The following is an 18,288-nucleotide window of genomic DNA, read 5'->3' on the forward strand; positions in this document are numbered from 1 at the left end:
GTGGAGTAAGCGCCCTCCCCTGGGTTAACAACCGGTCGGTGACAGCCACGGCCACATCGACAACAACCGCAACGGCAATCAAGTCGTCGCTGAAAGCCTGCAAGGTGTCTGTCACGACACAGCGTGCCGGCAAAGCTACGCCCTCGCGACAGGGATTCGTTGTAAGCTGACCCGACGGCAACGCCGGCGACTACGAGTCGAGGTCGTAGGGCTGATGGCCCAGCTCGTTGTGATGAAGCGCCTCTGCCATACACCTGATGTCGAATGCCTGGCCGCACGCCGGGCAGACGACGAAATACTCCTCCTCCCGAAGTGGCAATGCGTCGTGGTCTTGGGGGATGACGATGTCATTGTATTCGTCGGGCATTGGGTCCTCCGGAAACCCGCCCGCTATGCTGGAACGCCTGCCAGCAGGATTTGTTTCAAAGTTATTGCGCCAAGGAAAGACCTGATGTCCGGTTCGGCAGCGATACCGTGCCACCGGGCAGTTTCAAAGTGATTATCAATCTTTGGTACGGCGCGGGCAAGAACCTGTTCCTCGGGGCGGCGAGGCTCGAATTCAACCAAGCATGCGCGGTCGAAAGAACTCCAATCCGGCAAGGCACACTGCTAGCCGAGATCGACTGTGGAGACGAATGCCGAGGTCCGCCGCTCCGATGAAAGGTGATCTGATGGGTATCAGCTGCGCAAAATAGCTCCGCAATCGGGCACCGGGGTTGGGCTTTTGAAGCGCCTGTCTTGCCGGCACCTCATCCAGTTGCCGGCGGCGCTGGCGGAACATCGTCGGCTATCTCCTGCCTGAGCCTTGGTCCTTTGCTGAGCCGGCGACCGAGCGCATCGACGAAATTGTCGTAGCGCTGCAAGCCCTTGGCACGCGCCTCCGCTTGCGCCGATTCCGGCAAGGCTGGAGTCGAGTTGAGCCAAAACCGGACGAACAATGCTAGCGTCTCAATAGCAATTCCGACGTCACGCTCGACCCGCTGCACGCGTCGATCGATCTGGTCGAGGCGGCGAGTGATCGCCGCTTGCTTTCGTTCTTCGGCGTCCGGCGACAGGAACGACGCGAGCGCAGCCTCGGCGACCAGTGACAGCGAGACCTCGCGCCGCCCAGCGTAATCTGCCAGTGCCCTCATTACGTCAGGGTCGAGATAGGCAGACAGACGTCTTTTCTTGGCGTTCTTCATGCGCTCAAAGCTCAATGCCATCATTGGGGTCAAGGGCGGCCTGACGAGCTGCGCGTCTCATGGCTTGATCGACACTGCGGCGACGAACGGCGTCATCATCGGGCTCGTCCCTGTCGAGGTCGAACTCATCGTCGCAGCGTGGCGTTCGTTCCGGCGCGATGTCTTCGTGTTCGGGAAGCTCGGGCTGGCGGCGAATGCCGCCATTGGCCGGATCCTCGTCCTGCTGATCCCTGGCAAGCCTCAGCTTGCGAGATTTGCCTTCCGGCTCAGCAAGAAGTGTCGTGTCGGTCCAGTCCTCAGAGCGAGCGTTCTGCATTGTCCCTCCGGTCCTTGGCGGCGGCAAGACACGCTCGGCAAGACGCGGGTCGGCAAAGTAGCGTGCCTTCGTCGCACGGATTGGGAACTGGCCCGAGATCATAATGATCGCCTCGGTCGGGGGCAGCTGCATGATCTCGCCCGGCGTCATCAGTGCACGCGCCGTTTCCTGCCGCGAGACCATCAGATGCCCGAGCCAGGGCGACAATCTGTGCCCCGCATAGTTTTTCATGGCGCGCAACTCGGTCGCGGTCCCCAGAGAGTCTGAGACGCGCTTGGCCGTCCTCTCGTCATTCGTGGCGAAGCTCACCCGCACATGACAATTGTCGAGGATGGAATTGTTCGGTCCGTAGGCCTTCTCGATCTGATTGAGCGATTGTGCAATCAGGAACGACTTGATGCCATACCCGGCCATGAAGGCCAGCGCGCTTTCGAAGAAATCGAGCCTGCCGAGCGCGGGAAACTCGTCCAGCAGCATCAAAAGACGCTGCCGGTGATCCTTCGCGTGAAGATTTTCGGCGAGCCTGCGGCCGATCTGGTTAAGCACGAGTCGCATCAGCGGCTTTGTGCGACTGATGTCCGATGGCGGCACGACCAGATAGAGCGTCGTCGGCCGTGCCTCCTCGACAAGGTCTGCGATCCGCCAGTCACAGTATGACGTCACCTTGGCCACAACTGGATCGCGGTAGAGGCCCAGAAAACTCATGGCCGTCGAGAGCACGCCGGAACGCTCGTTCTCGGACTTGTTAAGCAGTTCCCGAGCAGCCGACGCCACGACGGGATGCGGGCCTGCATCACCCAAATGCCGCGTCAGCATCATGGCGCGCAGCGTTGCCTCGATTGGCCGCTCTGGATCAGAAAGGAAGTTCGCCACGCCTGCGAGGGTCTTGTCTTTCTCCGCATAGAGCACGTGCAGTATTGCGCCGACCAGCAACGCATGGCTGGTCTTCTCCCAGTGGTTGCGGCGTTCCAATGTGCCTTCTGGGTCGACCAGGACATCCGCCACGTTCTGCACATCTCGAACTTCCCACTCGCCCCGTCGCACCTCCAGCAGAGGATTGTAGGCTGCGGATCCAGCATTGGTCGGGTCGAACAGAAGCACCTGGCCGAAACGGGCCCGCCATCCGGCCGTCAGTTCCCAGTTTTCGCCTTTGATGTCGTGGACGATTGCCGAACCCGGCCAGGTCAGTAGTGACGGCACGACCAGGCCGACGCCTTTGCCGCTTCGGGTCGGTGCGAAACATAGCACGTGTTCCGGACCGTCGTGGCGTAGATAGTGTCGGCCCAACATACCCAGGATCACCCCATCCTGACCGATCATCCCAGCGGCCTTGATTTCGTCTCGCGTCGCCCAGCGCGCCGAGCCGTAAGTCGTGGTATCCTTTCCCTCGCGCGCCCGCCACAGCGACGTCCCGATCGCTGCGACGATAGCCATGAGGCTTCCGCTCGCCGCAATCGCCGCGCCCTCCAGGAAGACGTTCGGCGCGTAGGCGTCGTAGAAAAACCACCACCAGAAAAAGGCTGGCGGCGGATAAACGGGGTGTCCAGCCAATTCGAACCACGGCGGACCGAGTTGGCTTTGAAAGTCGAGCCGCCCTGCCGTCCACTGTGTTGCTCCCCATGTTGTCGCGACGACGATCAGAAAGGCGGTGAGTATCTGGCCCCATAAAACCTTGCTTGCCGGCATCGGTCGTTTCCCAAATGGATGATCGGAACAACCGAAAAGCTCGAATTCCTAAATCCGCAAGAAAAAAGGGGCGGTCGAAGCAGCATGGCGTACCCGCACGTGGAAAGACTTGCCCGATGCGATCTCGAATGTTGAACGAGCATAGGGGGGCTGCTTTCTTCTGGAGCCGTTCAGCCGCTACTTGCCCAATGATAGTTAGTTGTCTCGGCTCAGATGGCATTTGACGAGATGGACGGGTTCTTGGAGAACCACGGATTGCGCATGACCAAATGAACAAGAGTCCTCAGCGGCGCGCCGAGCCGGAGAACACTCTAGTCCCGGCAAGTGGTGGTCAGCCGTTCTGCTGAGCTCGAATCTTACCGCCTCCCTGATCGGTAGCGCGATAGATCCAGAGCCGACTCGATGAGCAGACCCATCAAGTCTGTTCAATTTTGTTAATCAATTCAGTCACATCAACTATTGCCATGGACTTTCGTTGGAACTGTTGCAAGCCGCGCCGGCCTCACGGATCGCGGAATCTATTGGGCCGCACCTAAGTTCCAGATGTCCCGATGCAGGCGCCATGTCCCGTCGCCCCCTTTTTTCCAAACGACAATGTACTTGCCCGCAACGGTGGAAGGGGCACCGCCTTTGCTCGGCACACTGAGCGTAAATGCGCCAACTTCGTAGGCGAGATTCCCGCTCCCTTCCACTTCCAGCGCCTTCAGGGTGAGATTCTTCATCCCGGCCTTGATTGCGCCCTGCCAGAATTCTTCCACGCCCTTGCGGTCATCGACGCGTTTGCCGTCGGGTGGCAGCAGAGCGGCATCGTCGGTATACATTTGACCTACCGCTGCTGCGTTTCCGCTGTTGAAGGCGTCCATGAATTTTACCAACGCCGCTTCGATGTCCTCACGAGCCGAGTGGGCGGCCGCAGACAATGCAGACGAAAGAAGCAGCACAGCAGCAAATGCAAATGACTGAACCAGTCTCATTTCGTCCTCCCTTGCGTACCCGACATGCCCACCCGATGAATAGCGCCGACCCGAGGGCGCCGCGGCGTTCGATGGCTAGGCGCGGATTATATTAGACTTATCTGATATGACGGCGCAAGCGCAGCTGCGACCCTCTGAACGACCAGCGTAGCAGCTGCCGGAGAGCTTCAAAGCGGCGGCTACCGCCTCACTGCCCTCCTCGTCTCGACGAAAGAGTTCGTTCGAATGATGCTTTTCCGTGGCTTTGCTCGCAAGTTTTCGTCAGCCAGCGCAGGGCCTCCTCTTACGCTCGCTGGTCGTCAAGGCCCAGCGGCCACTAGCTGACAGTCCCCCCGCAGCCAAGCCGCTGGGCCCTCGACGTGGGGAACGAGCATTGGAGACGATGTCGCGCTTTCCGTTACAGCCCGAAGGCGGGTGACAGATGACCGTGTCAGCCTCTCCACCCGAGCTACGATTTCACGCATTCGATCAGGCACAGCTCTCTCGGGCTAGCGCGCCAAGCATGAGTTAGCTCCCGAATGAGCAGGTGCCACCCAGTTCAACTTCGGCCCTTGCGCGCGCAAAGTATTGGGCGAGATCGATCGGCAGTCCGGTCGGCAAATTGGGGCAGCGATGGCGAGAATGAATGCCAGGAACTTCCCTTCGGTGCCGCTTCGTCGATCTGTTTGCCGAGAAGACGCGCGCGCTGCGTGCCGTCCCCCATACCGCAGAGAACTCACTTCAGGTCACACACACACACACACGACGCCACCGAGATCCTGCATCAGTTTTCTACTCCGACGCCGCCACGTCACCAAGATCAGTCGCGAGCGTGATCGCGGCTATCAAATCGGGATCGCGCGCCGGAGCGCTCTATGAGTGAGCCCCGAACGGCGCGGTTCTCCTCGAGCAATCCGGCTCGACGTAAGGCGGGCCATCCGTGCCGGCCTCGTGACTAAGAGACGGGCGAATGGCGGTTCCTGGACTCACCTTTTTGTCATGAAGTCGCTTCCTTGAGCCGGTGGCGGAGTTCTTGCTTGATGACTCCAGCACCGTTTAGAATCGGTTTTCGGAAAATTTGTCTTGTGGCATCAATTTTCATGGAATAGGATCATTTTTCACAGGTGTTGGCCCAGCTGAACCAAAATTCGATGAAAGGATTCGCTTTTCATGCCTCCGGTGCAAGAGCACCAATTTTCAGGTCCTGTTACCGTTTTTCAGGAAATCCGCCTTCCTGAAACGGCGACCCCGGCCGGGTACAGCGCCCTGGTCGGAGCCTACAGGCTCGCCGTGCCCTTGCCCCGTAGGTTGTTCGCCACGGGCGAGCATCATCGCATTACCGAACGGGATGGCTGGCGGATCATGACCCCCCGCCACGCCCCAAATCCTACCCTCGAAGGCCACCTGACCTTTGCGCTCAAGTACGAGGGACTGGACCTTGCCGTCCTCAAGCGGCTGTTCCAAGTGACCGGTCCCGCGCCGATCGAGGCGCTGGTCCGTGAAAGCCCGACCGGCAGTTATGCCCGCCGCATCTGGTTTTTATATGAATGGCTGAGGGGCGCCCGTATCGATCTGCCGGACGCGGCGGCCGGACGATACATTCCGGTTGTCGATCCCGAGCTGCAGTGGCCCGGACCCGACAAGACCGCTTCGCGCTACCGCGTAAGGGACAATCTCCCCGGCACGCGTGAGTTCTGCCCTCTGGTGTTCCGCACCAAGATTCTCGAAAAATTCATCGGCCTTGAACTACCGCGGCGCGCGGAGGCAATCGTAGCGGACGTGCCGCGCGACCTTCTTGCTCGGACCGCCGCCTTTCTTTTGCTCAAAGACTCGCGATCAAGCTATGCGATCGAGGGCGAGCGCCCGCCGCAAGATCGCATCCAGCGCTGGGGCCGCGCCATCGGCGAAGCCGGCCGCTGGCCGATCGATCGCGATGAGCTGCTGCGTCTGCAAAGAATTGTACTTGGCGACGCCCGTTTCGCAAGACTTGGCTTCCGAAAAGAAGGAGGTTTCGTCGGTGAGCATGACCGAGACAACGGCACGCCCTTGCCCGATCACATCAGCGCTCGGCCCGAGGACCTGCCGCGGCTAATCGATGGAATGGCGGCGTTCGATCAGGGCCCCGCGCAAAACCTTGATGCAGTCGTAGCCGCCGCAATCCTCGCCTTCGGCTTTGTCTACATTCACCCGTTCGAGGACGGAAACGGCCGCATTCACCGCTACCTAATCCACCACGTCCTTGCCATGCGCGGCTTCAATCCGCCGGGAGTGGTCTTTCCCGTCTCGGCCGCGATCCTGGACCAGATCAACGAGTACAGGGGCGTGCTCGAGAGCTATTCGCAGCGCCTTCTGCCATTGGTGGAATGGGAACCGACGCCGCAATTCAACGTCCGGGTGCTGAATGACACCGGTGATTTCTACCGGTTCTTCGATGCAACCCCGCACGCCGAATTCCTCTATGCCTGCGTTCAGCGGACGATCGAACGGGACCTTCCCGAGGAAACCGCATTTCTGCAGCGCTACGATCAGTTCCGGCAGCAGGTGGACGCCTTTATTGACATGCCCGAGCGGTTGACCGATCTGCTCTTCCGTTTTCTTCACCAGAATGATGGACATCTATCGAACCGCGCGCGCGAAAAGGAATTCGCCACGCTGACCAGTGACGAGGCAGGAAGAATCGAGGCGATCTACGCGCAAACCTTTGGTGCCCATTGAAGGTGTGATCATCAGGATCGATTTTTAGTCCGACGGTTTGTAATTCCCTTGTCCCTGCCTTCATCTCCGAGGCTTGACTTGTCGCCGAGACATGCACGATTTTTTCCGCACGGTCTGACCGGCCGCCGATCAGCCGCGGCCAGAACGCGCTTGACAAACCGGAGCCGTCCCGTCCAACCTCACGCATTCACCAGGGGAGTCCCGGCAAGGGGCTGAGATACTGCTGGCATTCGCGGCGCAGTGACCCGTTGAACCTGATCCAGTTCATACTGGCGTAGGGACGGTGCAAGCGCTTGCGGGAGTTTACGCCCGAGGTCCTGTTTCGGCAGGTCGACAGAAGCGTCTTTTCATCCTCCCGGCACAGAACTGGGTCTCCAATGCAACGAGCAAAGGAGCCTCAAGATGAATGCCCTCACCCCCGCAGTCTCGACGGGACCGCTGCCCGCCTCACGAAAAATCCACAAGCCCGGTGCCATCCACCCGCAGATCAGGGTGCCGATGCGCGAAATCTCCGTCCATCCGACGGCCGGCGAACCGCCCGTCACCGTCTACGATCCGTCCGGCCCCTATACAGACCCGACTGTCGAAACCAGCATCGAAAATGGCCTTGCACGGCTTCGCCACGAATGGATTACGGCGCGCGGCGATGTCGAGGCCTATGACGGCCGCCATGTCCGGCCGGAGGACAACGGATTCGCGACGGGCGAACGCCTGACGCCGGAATTTCCCATTCGCCATCAACCGCTCAGAGCCAAAGCAGGCAAGGCGGTGACGCAGCTTGCCTATGCGCGCGCCGGCATCATCACACCCGAAATGGAGTTCGCCGCCATCCGCGAGAACCTTGGTCGCGAGATCCTGCACGGCAAGCTTGAGCGCGACGGCGAGGCTTTCGGCGCGACACTGCCCGATTTCGTCACGCCGGATTTCGTGCGTGATGAGGTGGCGCGCGGACGCGCAATCATTCCCGCCAACATCAACCATCCCGAGAGCGAGCCGATGATCATCGGTCGCAATTTCCTGGTCAAGATCAACGCCAACATCGGCAACTCCGCCGTCACATCGTCGATGGCTGAAGAGGTCGAAAAAATGGTGTGGGCGATCCGCTGGGGCGCAGACACGGTGATGGACCTGTCGACCGGCCGCAACATCCACAACATCCGCGACTGGATCGTCCGCAACGCGCCGGTTCCGATCGGCACGGTGCCGCTCTATCAGGCGCTCGAAAAGGTCGGCGGCATCGCCGAGGACCTGACCTGGGAGGTCTACCGCGACATGCTGATCGAACAGGCCGAACAGGGCGTCGACTATTTCACCATCCATGCGGGCGTGCGGCTGCACTACATCCCGCTGACCGTTGACCGGGTCACTGGCATCGTCTCGCGCGGTGGCTCGATCATGGCCAAATGGTGCCTGCATCATCACCGGGAAAGCTTCCTCTACGAACATTTCGCCGAGATCTGCGACATTTGCCGCGCCTATGACGTGTCCTTTTCGCTGGGCGACGGCCTTCGTCCTGGCTCGATCGCCGACGCCAATGACGCAGCACAATTCGCCGAGCTGGAGACGCTCGGCGAGCTGACACAGATCGCCTGGGCGAAGGATTGCCAGGTAATGATCGAAGGCCCCGGCCACGTGCCGATGCACAAGGTCAAGGAGAACATGGACAAGCAGCTCGCCGTCTGCGGCGAGGCGCCGTTCTATACGCTTGGGCCGCTGACGACCGACATCGCGCCGGGCTACGACCACATCACCTCCGGCATCGGCGCGGCGATGATCGGTTGGTTCGGCACCGCCATGCTCTGCTACGTCACGCCCAAGGAGCATCTCGGCCTTCCCGATCGCAACGACGTCAAGATCGGCGTGATCACCTACAAGATAGCCGCCCATGCCGCCGACCTGGCAAAAGGTCATCCGGCGGCGAAAGTCAGGGATGATGCCCTTTCCCGCGCGCGCTTCGAATTCCGCTGGGAGGACCAGTTCAACCTGTCGCTCGATCCCGAAACCGCGCGGTCCTTCCACGATCAGACCTTGCCCAAGGAGGCGCACAAGCTGGCGCATTTCTGCTCGATGTGCGGGCCGAAATTCTGCTCGATGCGAATTTCCCACGACATCCGCACCGAAGCGCAGAAGGAGGGCATGGCGGCGATGGCGGCGAAATACCGCGAGGGCGGCGATCTCTACCTGCCGGCGGACGAGACCGGCGCACCGCTCATACCTCAGCCACGTGAGCCATCATGAAGGTGCTGGTCAAAGGGGCCGGCGTTGCCGGCCTCACCGCCGCCTTCGAGCTCGCCGCACGCGGCGCGGCGGTTTCCGTTGCCGAGACAAGGCCTGGCCTTGGGGGCAATGCGTCGTGGTTCGCCGGCGGCATGTTGGCGCCATGGTGCGAGCGCGAAAGCGCCGAGCAGCCGGTGCTGGATCTCGGGCGCGGTGCCGCCGACTGGTGGGATGCCGCAACCCCCGGCCAGGTGACGCGGGCCGGAACGCTGGTCGTGGCCGCGCCGCGCGATGCGGGCGAGATCGACCGCTTCGCCAGCCGCACCTCGGGCCATCGGCGTGTCGATGAAGACGAAATTGCGCTCCTGGAGCCCGACCTCGCCGGCCGCTTCCGGCGCGGAGTGCTCTTCTCCGACGAGGCGCATCTCGACCCGCGTCAGGCGATGGCAGCGCTTCATGACAAGCTCGCAGCCATGGGTGTCGAGTTTCACTTCGGCACCGAGGTCTGGCATGTTTTTGGTTTCGATCATCAGATCGACTGCACGGGAATGGCAGCCATCGATGACCGGCTACGTGGCGTTCGCGGCGAAATGCTGATCCTGCGCACGCCCGACATCTCGCTGTCGCGCCCGGTCCGGCTGCTTCATCCGCGCTTTCCGCTCTATGTGGTGCCGCGCACCGGCCAGTGTTTCATGGTCGGTGCGACCATGATCGAGAGCGGGTCCGCCGAGCCGGCCACGGTGCGTTCGATGATGGAGCTTCTGGGTGCCGCCTATGCCCTCCATCCGGCATTCGGCGAGGCCGGGATCGTTGAAACCGGTGTCGGCGTCCGTCCTGCTTTTCCCGACAATCTGCCGCGTGTCGAGGCACATGGAAGCACCGTCGCAGTCAACGGGCTTTATCGCCATGGCTTTCTTCTCGCCCCTGCCATGGCGCGCCAGGCGGCCGACCTGGTCTTCCATCAAGACGGAACGAAGGAGCTTGCTCATGAAACTGACGGTCAACGGCAAAGTGCATGAGGTTGCAGCCACCACGCTGGCCGAGCTGCTTGCGGCGCTCGACTATGAAGGCGATTGGCTGGCAACGGCCGTCAACAGCGAACTCGTGCACAAAGCCAACCGGGCGGAATTCCGGTTGAGCGACGGCGACCGGATCGAAATCCTCTCACCGATGCAGGGAGGCTAGGCCATGTTCGATCTTCTCGGAACGTCGCTTGCCTCCCGCCTGCTTCTCGGCACCGCTCAATATCCATCGCCGGCCATCCTTGCCGAGGCCGTCAAGGCGTCGGGCGCTTCGGCGGTAACCGTCTCGTTACGCCGTGAGATGGCAGGCGGCAGGGCCGGCGAACAATTCTGGTCGTTGATCCGCTCGCTCGGCGTCAGAATCCTGCCCAACACTGCCGGCTGCCACTCCGTCAAGGAAGCGGTCACGACCGCGAAGATGGCGCGCGAAGTTTTCGGCACCAACTGGATCAAGCTCGAAGTGATCGGCAACCACGACACGCTGCAGCCGGACGTGTTCGGGCTGGTCGAGGCCGCCCGCATCCTGTGCGAGGACGGTTTTGATGTATTCCCCTATACCACCGACGATCTTGTCGTCGCCGAGCGACTGCTGGAGGCGGGCTGCCAGGTTCTGATGCCGTGGTGTGCACCGATCGGTTCCGCCCTCGGGCCGATCAACATTCCGGCGCTGCGCTCGATGCGCGCACATTTCCCAGGCGTTCCGCTGATCGTGGATGCGGGGCTCGGACGGCCGTCGCACGCGGCAACCGTCATGGAGCTCGGCTTTGACGCCGTACTCCTGAACACCGCAGTCGCCAAGGCGGCCGATCCGGTCGGCATGGCGCGTGCGTTCGGCAAGGCGGTCGAGGCCGGTCGTGAAGCTTTCAACTCGGGAATGCTCGAACCGCAGGACGTCGCCGTGCCGTCGACGCCGACAATTGGCAGGGCAGTTTTTTCATGAAGCTCGACCCCTTCTACCTGATCGTCGACAGCGCCGCCTGGATCGAACGGCTGGTGCCGCTTGGCGTCAAGCTGGTTCAGTTGCGCATCAAGGATAGGGACGAGGCCACGTTGCGGACGGAAATCCGCCGCGCGAACGGCGTCTGCGCGGTCCATGGTTGCCAACTGATCGTCAACGACCATTGGCGGCTCGCCATTGAGGAAGGCTGCGACTTCGTCCATCTCGGCCAAGAGGATTTGGCTGCGGCCGACCTGCTGGCGATTAAGTACCCCGGATTGAAGCTTGGGCTCAGCACGCACGATCATCTCGAACTGGAAACGGCCATCGCTGCCGAGCCCGACTATATCGCGCTCGGCCCCATCTATCCCACCGTCCTGAAGCAGATGAAATGGGCGCCGCAAGGGCTCGAGCGGATCAGCGAGTGGAAGCATCGGGTGGCGCCGATCCCATTGGTCTCCATCGGCGGCCTCAACCCCGACCGGCTCGACGGTGTCTTCGAGGCTGGTGCGGACAGCGCCGCGGTGGTCACCGACATCACCTTGAATGCCGATCCCGAAGCGCGCACGCGAGAATGGATCGAAAAGACAAAGCCATGGCGCTGAGGCGAGAACCGCATGTGCTCGTGGTCGGCGGATCAGACTCCAGCGGTGGGGCTGGAATTGCACGCGATATCGAGACGATCTCTTCCATTGGCGTGCGCACCTGCCTCGCTGTCACCGCGCTCACAGTGCAAACGCACGACGCCGTACTGGAAATCCTTCATTCGCCACCAAGCCTGGTGGCTGATCAGATGCGCGCCGCGCTGCAGGCCAACGAAGTGGCGGCAATCAAGATCGGCATGCTCGGAACAGCCGAGACCATCGCTGCGGTTGCCGCCGTACTGCGCGAAAATCGACAGGTGCCGGCAGTACTCGATCCAGTGCTGGCCTCCACCTCAGGCCGGGCGCTCTTACAGGCAGCCGCTATCGCTGTCATGAAGCGCGATCTGATGCCGCTTTGCTGCCTTGTCACGCCCAACCTTCCCGAACTGGCACACCTTATTGGCTCCGAACTGGCAGTGGATGAGGACGATGCGCTCCGACAAGGACAAAGACTGTTGGCCGCCGGCCCTCAGGCCCTGCTGATCAAGGGTGGGCATGCCTCGGGACTCCGATCGACCGATATTTTATTACGCTCCGATCATGAACCCATCCACGTCGATACACCGCGCCTTGCCACATCAATGCGCGGAACAGGTTGCATACTGGCCAGCGCGATTGCGGCGCATCTGGCGAAGGCGAAGCCGCTTGAAGACTGCGTGCGCGAAAGCAAGCGGGTTGTCTTCGCCACGTTTCAGAGGAATGGAGCAGAATGAACCCGGCTATGCGGTACAAGCAGCTTTGGCCGCTAGTATGCTGGATCCTGAGCGTCTTGCTCGCTGGCGCAAACTCTTAGACGAAAATCGCAACAACACGGCGGTTCGAACCGGACCTCGTGGAAGCAATTCGGCCGCGGTCGCAGCGATCATTCATGAAGGAGGAGAGCTGGTCCTCTTGTTTCGAGGGGATCGGCAGCTCGTAGTTCGCAGTTTCGTTCAGTCCGGGGAGTCGGAGTGGATTCGAACGGCGTGACCGCCCAACCCAAATTAGAGAAAGTGGTGCGGGTGGCAGCGTGAACCTGCGACCCCATCGTCCCGAACGATGTGCGCTACCAGCAAAGCCGCAGCTTTTTGGGCCCGATCGTCACGCTTGCTTCGCAATGATCGCGTTTCCTTTCGAGCTTTGGGTGGGAAACATAGGGCCCCCCCTGCCGAGTTCATGTTTCATTGTCATCTGTCCTGAGACCGATTTCGTCGCCTCGGCGGCGACCTGCTTCTTGGCGATCTTCTCGGCGGCGTCTGCCTGGAAGTCGGGATGATGGTGGCCATAAGTATCGATCAGGACATCCACGGTGATGCCCAGAAAGCCCGCCGCCTGCCACATGTCGGCGCCGGCCCGCATCAGCCAGGTCGCAGCGGTGTGGCGAAGCGTGTGCGAAGTGACGTCGGGACCGAGGCCGGCTGCCTCGCGAGCTCTCCTGAAGCTCTTCTTTACCGACACCACCGGCTTTCCATTCCATTCCACGACAAAATCTTGCGATATTTTTCGGCCGATATTTGCGCTTTTGCCGCGCGCCTTGGTTCTGATATCGAGATCCGTGCACGCCCAGCGGCGGAGGTGAGCCAATAGCCGGTCCGGCAGGCGCACGGGCGGCTGGCGTTTTTTGGTCTTCTTTGCGCCATCGGCACGGCGGTAAAAGATGCCGCGGTCAAGGTCCACATAACCACGCCCTTTGGTTGGACGGACGGCGGCGCCGCAGACTGCGGCAGAGCGTGTTCCTGTATAAAGCGCGACAAGCATGAAGCGGGCGAGGTGTCGTCCGGTACGCCGGCCGCTCTCCTGGCCCTTCCATTTCTGCTTCATACGCCAAGCTGCCCAGATGAGAGCGGCCGCTTCACTGCGCGTCAACCAGCGCTCGCGTGCACCAGCCTTGTCGGGCAGGACAATCGTCGGTGCGGCAGTCGTGTAACCTTCCCTGCGATAGTAGTTGATGGCTGCACGAAAATCCTCGAGTTGGCGGCGCGCAACGGCTTCTGTGGGACAGGACGCGGCGTAGTCGCGGCAGAGTTTGCCGTTAATAGCGGCGAGGGTCTTTTCACCGAAGAAATCGAGGATGTTGTCCAGCCGAGCCGCCGTCTCTTCCGGCGCGGCATGCTTCGGTGCAACCTCTCTCAGGTAGACGCTGACGACATCGGCTATCAAGACATCTTCGGCACCGCGCGCTCGGTGGTACTTGCTGGCGATGTAGACCGCGAGCGCCTTTTCAGCTTCAGGTCCTGGATGGCCCTTTTCGCCGCTGCCAGCGCTGATGAACGTTGTTCGATCGCGGATAAACCATCCAGCTTTGTTTCGGAGTGTTCCGTCCTTTTTCCAGCTTTCGCCGCGCCAGACGAGGCGTGGCCCTTTCGACGCCCGCGGCATAGTTCCCTCATTCTGGTGATCGCCAGCAAGGTGACGTACTCCTTTCCTGCGATTAGCTCGGTTTCAAGTCGGCCGGCGTCACGTTCCTTGCGTAGGCCTGCTGCGCACATCGAGCCATCGGGAAAGGCAATTCGTGCTGCAATCGCGACGCGCAGGGGCGTGGTCTCGTCGAATTGGTCGGGGATTTTCAAAACGGAGCCCTCAGCCAATCTCTATGGTCCGATAGTTTCGCTCGGAAACAGACGGATCGCGGTTCGCATTGAGCACACTTTTCTGTCTCGCCATTCCGGATGCCCTGCCGCACGATCTTTTCTCTGAATATACGGCTGCGAAAAGCGCCGACTGGAGCGCCTGCGGCAAAGATGCTCCTTTGACCTGCTAATCGGAACGGTTGCGCTGACGCGCACTCCACGAGCCTTTCGGCTGGCTCCCCACTTCCGTGGCCGGTGGAACCGCTCCTGACTGGCTTCGGCTGTCTGTGCGGCTTCCGTTTTCATGGACTCACTGCCGGGTCGCTTGGGCCTACTCCCGTGCGCCCGGCTTAGTGGGTTCTGCTGATCGCCTCACGCTGCGGTTTCGAATGGTGTCTTCCACCTCGGAGTTGGTCGGCAACCGAAATCTTCATTTGAGTTCATAAAGTTGGAGGGCCGCGCTTGGCGCACTGACGGGTTGAAGGCTGGGAGAGAGGCTCCCGGCGCCCGGCGCGGAGACTCGCAATGACCAAGCATCGGCACCAAGCTGCCCCGACGCGGGCCAGCGTATATGAGGACATCACCAGCAAGATCATCGGCGAGCTGGAGGCCGGTCGGCTGCCCTGGGTTCAGCCATGGGGAATGGCAGCTGCGAAGGCGCCGCTCGCCATGCCGAAGAACGCCGCCACCGACCGGCAATACTCTGGAATCAATGTCCTGATCCTCTGGGGTTCGGTGATCGAGCAGGGCTTTTCAGGACAGAGCTGGCTGACCTTCCGCCAGGCGCTCGCGCTTGGCGGTAGCGTCCGCAAGGGTGAGCATGGAACGACAGTCGTCTACGCCCATCGGTTCGTGCCCGACGACGAGAAAAAGCGTACCCGCGAAACCGGCGAGCAAGCCCGATCGATCCCATTCCTCAAACGCTTCACGGTGTTCAACGCCGCGCAGTGCGACGGGCTGCCCGACGATGTTGCGATGGCCACGCACCCGCCCCTACCCGGCCTGATCGAGCCGAAGGTCGAGAGGCTGATCAAGCAGACGGGGATCGATTTCCGGGTTGGTGGCAGCCGCGCCTTCTACGCTCCGGCCCACGATTATGTGCGGGTCCCGCCACCCCAAGCCTACTTCGAGCCGATCAATTGGCACCGGACCGCCCTGCATGAACTCGGGCACGCCACCGGTCATGCCTCACGCCTCAACCGGGATTTGTCTGGTTCCTTCGGCACCAAGAAGTATGCCTTCGAAGAGCTGGTTGCCGAGATATGTGCGGCTTTCTGTTGCGCCTCGCTGGGCATCACGCCGACCGTGCGTCACGCCGACTATATCGGCTCGTGGCTGGAGGTGCTGCGCGAGGATGACCGTGCGATCGTTCGCGCCGCCTCTCTGGCAAGCAGGGCTGCGGATTATCTCTTGGGTTTTTTGCCGGACAAAGTGGCCGCTGACGACGATCGGCGGGAGGCAGCGTAATGGCCGCCCGCTTCCAGTTCGGCGTCTTCCTGCGGATGCGTTCATGACCGAAGTCTGCCTCGATGCCGGACCCCGCTGCGGCGAAGTCGTTGCAGAGCGCCAGGACCGACCTGCTGCTCCGCGACAAGTGTCGCGTGGCTGCCGAGCACATCAGAGGGCGAGGAGTGACGGAATTCTCATGACGGGTTTGGAGGTCGAGAGAGAGGCTCTCGGCCGCCCGTCGCGGAGTACATCCCGATGGCTACTGCCGTTCAGAAGATCACCCTGTCGTCCTCGCGCGACATTCCGTTCAACAAGCTGGTGCTCTCCCAGTCCAATGTCCGGCGCGTCAAGGTCGGCATCTCGATCGAGGATCTTGCGGCCTCGATCGCCCGCCGCGGCTTGATCCAGAGCCTCAGCGTCTTGCCCGTCGTCGACAGCGACGGTAACGAGACTGGCATGTTTGAGGTGCCTGCCGGAGGCCGGCGCTTCCGCGCGCTTGAGCTGCTGGTGAAGCAAAAGCGCCTCGCCAAGACCGCCCTCGTGCCCTGTGTCGTGCGCGCCCGTCACAGCGCGATCGTTGCCGAGGAGGTGTCGCTCGCCGAGAACATTGAGCGAGCGCCGCTGCACCCGCTCGATCAGTTTCGCGCCTTCCAGGACATGCGCCAAAAAGGCATGAGCGAGGAGGAGATTGCCGCAGCCTTCTTCGTGCCGGTCAACGTTGTTAAGCAACGGCTTAGGCTGGCTTCTGTCTCCCCAGTGCTGCTCGATGTGTATGCCGATGACGGGATGACGCTGGAGCAACTCATGGCTTTCACGGTCTCTGAAGACCGCGCTCGCCAGGAGCAGATCTGGGAGGCAATCAGGGATGCCTGGTCGAAAGAGCCCTATCAAATCCGGCGCATGCTGACCGAAACGACGGTGCGCGCCTCCGACAAGCGCGCCGTCTTCGTGGGGACCGACGCCTATGAGGCCGCGGGTGGTATCGTCATGCACGACCTGTTCCAGTCGGATGACGGCGGCTGGCTGCAGGATGCAGCGCTGCTGGACCGCCTGGTCACAGAGAAGCTCAAGGCGGTTGCCCAGGAAGTTGCAGCCGAGGGTTGGAAGTGGGTCGAGGTCGCCATCAGCTTCCCCTACGACGCAACGCGTGGGCTGTATCATCTGCAGAGTGATCCGCTCGATCTCTCTGCCGAGGAGCAGGCTACCATCGATGCCCTCAACGCCGAGCATGCCAAGCTTGAAACCGAATATGAGGGTGCTGACGAGCTGCCCGAAGACGTCGATCAGCGACTCGGTGAAATCGAGACCGCGCTCGCCAATTTCGACAAGCGCCCAAGGCAATTCGATCCGGCCGACATCGCCGTCGCCGGCGCGTTCGTCAGCATCGACACTGACGGCTCACTCTCGGTCGACCGCGGCTTTCTCCGGCCTGAGGACGTGCCGCTGATGTCATTTGACGGCGCGAATGAATCGAAAAGGGACGGCAGGTCCGGAGCTGCCGACAGCTCGTCGGTGCACCGTGCCGTTGTCACCATTGGCGGCCAGGCTGTCGAGTGCGAGGAAGACGAGGACGATGCGGTCAAGCCCCTGCCGGACCGACTGATGACAGAGTTGACCGCACACCGGACACTGGCGTTGCGCGATGCGGTTGCCGGCAACCCTCACGTCGCCATGACAGCGCTCTTGCACAAGCTGGTCACTGACACGTTCCAGCACCGCACCACGAACGGGTGCCTGGAGGCCTCGATCCGTCACGTCTTCTTCCCTCTGCAGGCAGGTGACCTGAAGGACAGCCCCTCGGCGAAATCGGTGGCCGAACGCCATGAGGGCTGGAAATCGGACCTGCCGACCGAGGACGATGCACTTTGGGACTGGATCGCCTCACTTGATGAGACCAGCCGCGCGGCGTTGCTCGCCCATTGCGTCAGCTACGGCGTGAACGCGCTCCACGAGAAAGGCGACCGCTATGGCGGCGCTGTCTCGGCACACGGCGTTCGGCAGCGGATCGCGCAAGCTGATCGACTGGCACGCGCGGTCGGTCTCGATATGGTTGACGCCGGCTGGACACCGACAGTCGAAAACTATCTCGGCCGCATCACCAAGTCCCGCATTCTCGAGGCGGTGCGAGAGGCGAAGGGCGAACAGGCCGCGCAGCTAATCGAGCATCTGAAAAAGGGAGATATGGCGAAGGAAGCCGAGCGCTTGCTGACCGATAGTGGCTGGCTGCCCGAGCCGCTGCGCCTGGTCGACCTCGACGGCAGCGCTGGCGCTGATAACGGCGCCGGCACCGACGGCTATGGGGAAGAGCTGCCCGAATTCCTCTCAGACGACGATGCGCAGATTGAAGACAGCGAACCGCACATGGCCGCTGAATAGATCGCCTCGCGCGGAGCGGGTTCGGCCCGCTCCGCGCCCTTTCCTACCGCTGCCGGACGCTCACTTTCTCAGACACGGGCAAAGCTAATTGGCCGCTTCAGCCGCGTCCTTCTCGCTCGGCGGCTGCTGCCCCGCCGTCCCCACTGCGTGCCAAGATATCGCCCCGGGCTGCCAACCGCGTTGCCGCTGTCGTCGTTGGGCTGACGGCGGGTAGCGGCGCAGCGCCTGGATCGAAGAAGG

At 61.7% G+C, this 18,288-nt stretch carries 15 protein-coding genes, 1 pseudogene and 1 riboswitch; of the genes and pseudogenes, 10 read left to right on the forward strand and 6 right to left on the reverse strand.

Translation table 11 applies throughout. The features are described from left to right. Nucleotides 1-190: 190 nt before the first annotated feature. The 4 genes from NKH05_RS20425 to NKH05_RS20440 form a co-directional block, all read right to left on the reverse strand. On the reverse strand, nt 191-367 hold the full coding sequence (locus NKH05_RS20425; protein ID WP_352479403.1) for a hypothetical protein: 177 nt from the start codon (nt 365-367) through the stop codon (nt 191-193). A gap of 382 nt (nt 368-749) precedes the next feature. Next, complete coding sequence (locus NKH05_RS20430; protein WP_352661268.1) at nt 750-1,205, reverse strand: CopG family transcriptional regulator; 456 nt, start codon at nt 1,203-1,205, stop codon at nt 750-752. Further along, a complete protein-coding gene (locus tag NKH05_RS20435) occupies nt 1,189-3,186 on the reverse strand; it encodes a conjugal transfer protein TraG (protein ID WP_352589119.1) in 1,998 nt (665 codons plus the stop codon). Before NKH05_RS20435 ends, NKH05_RS20430 begins: the two co-directional genes overlap by 17 nt. Before the next feature lie 518 nt (nt 3,187-3,704). Beyond that, the gene (locus NKH05_RS20440) at nt 3,705-4,160 is read right to left on the reverse strand and encodes a YybH family protein (RefSeq protein ID WP_051409569.1); all 456 of its coding nucleotides are present in this window, start codon (nt 4,158-4,160) and stop codon (nt 3,705-3,707) included. Between the two features lie 1,149 nt (nt 4,161-5,309). Between NKH05_RS20440 and NKH05_RS20445 the strand changes: the two genes are divergently transcribed. The 8 genes and pseudogenes from NKH05_RS20445 to NKH05_RS20480 form a co-directional block, all read left to right on the forward strand. Beyond that, nucleotides 5,310-6,854, forward strand: coding sequence for a Fic family protein (locus NKH05_RS20445; protein ID WP_023717068.1), 1,545 nt, complete (start codon nt 5,310-5,312; stop codon nt 6,852-6,854). Between the two features lie 182 nt (nt 6,855-7,036). Next, a riboswitch (TPP riboswitch) is annotated at nt 7,037-7,153 on the forward strand. A gap of 103 nt (nt 7,154-7,256) precedes the next feature. Beyond that, a complete protein-coding gene (thiC, locus tag NKH05_RS20450) occupies nt 7,257-9,092 on the forward strand; it encodes a phosphomethylpyrimidine synthase ThiC (protein ID WP_023717067.1) in 1,836 nt (611 codons plus the stop codon). Then, nucleotides 9,089-10,090, forward strand: a complete 1,002-nt coding sequence (gene thiO, locus NKH05_RS20455) for a glycine oxidase ThiO (RefSeq protein WP_353025955.1) — start codon at nt 9,089-9,091, stop codon at nt 10,088-10,090. Before thiC ends, thiO begins: the two co-directional genes overlap by 4 nt. Continuing rightward, nucleotides 10,059-10,256: a sulfur carrier protein ThiS gene (gene thiS / locus NKH05_RS20460; protein ID WP_023717065.1), complete on the forward strand. Its 198-nt coding sequence runs from the start codon at nt 10,059-10,061 to the stop codon at nt 10,254-10,256. The genes thiO and thiS overlap by 32 nt, the downstream gene beginning before the upstream one ends. A 3-nt stretch (nt 10,257-10,259) precedes the next feature. After that, nucleotides 10,260-11,033, forward strand: a complete 774-nt coding sequence (locus NKH05_RS20465) for a thiazole synthase (RefSeq protein ID WP_352494344.1) — start codon at nt 10,260-10,262, stop codon at nt 11,031-11,033. Continuing rightward, nucleotides 11,030-11,635 carry a thiamine phosphate synthase gene (locus NKH05_RS20470; protein ID WP_023717063.1) on the forward strand — a complete coding sequence of 202 codons (606 nt, stop codon included), beginning with the start codon at nt 11,030-11,032 and terminating at the stop codon, nt 11,633-11,635. Before NKH05_RS20465 ends, NKH05_RS20470 begins: the two co-directional genes overlap by 4 nt. Then, nucleotides 11,626-12,387 carry a hydroxymethylpyrimidine/phosphomethylpyrimidine kinase gene (locus tag NKH05_RS20475; RefSeq protein WP_023717062.1) on the forward strand — a complete coding sequence of 254 codons (762 nt, stop codon included), beginning with the start codon at nt 11,626-11,628 and terminating at the stop codon, nt 12,385-12,387. Before NKH05_RS20470 ends, NKH05_RS20475 begins: the two co-directional genes overlap by 10 nt. After that, nucleotides 12,383-12,526 (forward strand): annotated as a pseudogene (locus NKH05_RS20480) (ribosome small subunit-dependent GTPase A); the annotation flags it as partial. The gene NKH05_RS20475 and the pseudogene NKH05_RS20480, both read left to right, overlap by 5 nt. A 228-nt stretch (nt 12,527-12,754) precedes the next feature. On the opposite strand, the gene NKH05_RS20485 reads toward NKH05_RS20480, so the two are convergent. Together NKH05_RS20485 and NKH05_RS20490 are read right to left on the reverse strand one after the other, a co-directional pair. Beyond that, nucleotides 12,755-13,813: a tyrosine-type recombinase/integrase gene (locus NKH05_RS20485; RefSeq protein ID WP_352494345.1), complete on the reverse strand. Its 1,059-nt coding sequence runs from the start codon at nt 13,811-13,813 to the stop codon at nt 12,755-12,757. Further along, complete coding sequence (locus NKH05_RS20490; RefSeq protein ID WP_245278500.1) at nt 13,810-14,241, reverse strand: excisionase; 432 nt, start codon at nt 14,239-14,241, stop codon at nt 13,810-13,812. The genes NKH05_RS20485 and NKH05_RS20490 overlap by 4 nt, the downstream gene beginning before the upstream one ends. 507 nt (nt 14,242-14,748) lie before the next feature. Here NKH05_RS20490 and NKH05_RS20495 point away from each other — a divergent pair. Both NKH05_RS20495 and NKH05_RS20500 read left to right on the forward strand, forming a co-directional pair. Then, nucleotides 14,749-15,690 (forward strand): ArdC family protein, encoded by a 942-nt coding sequence (locus NKH05_RS20495; protein ID WP_353025957.1) that lies wholly within the window; start codon nt 14,749-14,751, stop codon nt 15,688-15,690. 237 nt (nt 15,691-15,927) lie between these two features. Continuing rightward, on the forward strand, nt 15,928-18,048 hold the full coding sequence (locus NKH05_RS20500; protein WP_023717058.1) for a ParB/RepB/Spo0J family partition protein: 2,121 nt from the start codon (nt 15,928-15,930) through the stop codon (nt 18,046-18,048). Nucleotides 18,049-18,288 lie beyond the last annotated feature (240 nt).

This window comes from Mesorhizobium sp. M1399 (assembly GCF_040317735.1).
GTDB lineage: Bacteria > Pseudomonadota > Alphaproteobacteria > Rhizobiales > Rhizobiaceae > Mesorhizobium.